The sequence below is a fragment of the Lysinibacillus sp. FW301-JW8 genome (assembly GCF_058788755.1).
On sequence record NZ_JBYTBB010000073.1, the window covers coordinates 25,569 to 26,490 of the forward strand.

The 922-nt window shown below is 51.2% G+C and carries 9 tRNA genes; all 9 read right to left on the reverse strand.

Annotated elements, in window-relative coordinates:
• Nucleotides 1–15 precede the first annotated feature (15 nt).
• Nucleotides 16–89 (reverse strand) — tRNA-Trp (locus tag AC3WOM_RS22615).
• 13 nt (nucleotides 90–102) lie between these two features.
• Nucleotides 103–186, reverse strand: a tRNA-Tyr gene (locus AC3WOM_RS22620).
• A 7-nt stretch (nucleotides 187–193) separates the two neighbouring features.
• A tRNA-Thr gene (locus tag AC3WOM_RS22625) sits at nucleotides 194–269 on the reverse strand.
• Between the two features lie 7 nt (nucleotides 270–276).
• Nucleotides 277–352, reverse strand: a tRNA-Phe gene (locus tag AC3WOM_RS22630).
• Between the two features lie 13 nt (nucleotides 353–365).
• Nucleotides 366–441 (reverse strand) — tRNA-Asp (locus AC3WOM_RS22635).
• A gap of 4 nt (nucleotides 442–445) precedes the next feature.
• A tRNA-Met gene (locus AC3WOM_RS22640) sits at nucleotides 446–520 on the reverse strand.
• A gap of 29 nt (nucleotides 521–549) precedes the next feature.
• Nucleotides 550–625 (reverse strand) — tRNA-Val (locus AC3WOM_RS22645).
• 22 nt (nucleotides 626–647) lie between these two features.
• Nucleotides 648–722 (reverse strand) — tRNA-Glu (locus AC3WOM_RS22650).
• Between the two features lie 27 nt (nucleotides 723–749).
• A tRNA-Ser gene (locus AC3WOM_RS22655) sits at nucleotides 750–841 on the reverse strand.
• Nucleotides 842–922: the final 81 nt, after the last annotated feature.

The window sequence follows — 922 nt, forward strand, 5'->3', positions numbered from 1 at the left end:
GCCATAAAATTAAATTGGCAGGGGCAGTAGGAATCGAACCCACATCAAAGGTTTTGGAGACCTCTATTCTACCGTTAAACTATGCCCCTATTATATTAAAACTGGTGGAGGGGGACGGATTCGAACCGCCGAACCCTAAGGAGCGGATTTACAGTCCGCCGCGTTTAGCCACTTCGCTACCCCTCCGGGAAAATGGTGCCGGCTATAGGAATCGAACCCACGACCTACTGATTACAAGTCAGTTGCTCTACCTGCTGAGCTAAACCGGCAAAAATATGGTGGGTCAGGACGGAATCGAACCGCCGACACTTAGAGCTTCAATCTAATGCTCTACCAACTGAGCTACTGACCCACATTTTAAAAAATGGCGGTCCCGACCGGGATCGAACCGGCGATCTCCTGCGTGACAGGCAGGCATGTTAACCGCTACACCACGGGACCATTTTGGTTGCGGGGGCCGGATTTGAACCAACGACCTTCGGGTTATGAGCCCGACGAGCTACCACTGCTCCACCCCGCGATAATGACATAAAATATTTATAGATTTAATGGTGGAGGATGACGGGCTCGAACCGCCGACCCTCTGCTTGTAAGGCAGATGCTCTCCCAGCTGAGCTAATCCTCCATCTGGGTATTAAATGATTGAATGGTGACCCCTACGGGATTCGAACCCGTGTTACCGCCGTGAAAGGGCGGTGTCTTAACCACTTGACCAAGGGGCCTTCGTTTGGAATAAAATAATAAAGTGCTGGCGGAGAGTAAGGGATTTGAACCCTTGAGACAGTGTTAACCGCCTACACGATTTCCAATCGTGCTCCTTCGGCCACTCGGACAACTCTCCAAGAATGGCTCCGAAGGCAGGACTCGAACCTGCGACAACCTGATTAACAGTCAGGTGCTACTACCAACTGAGCTACTTCGG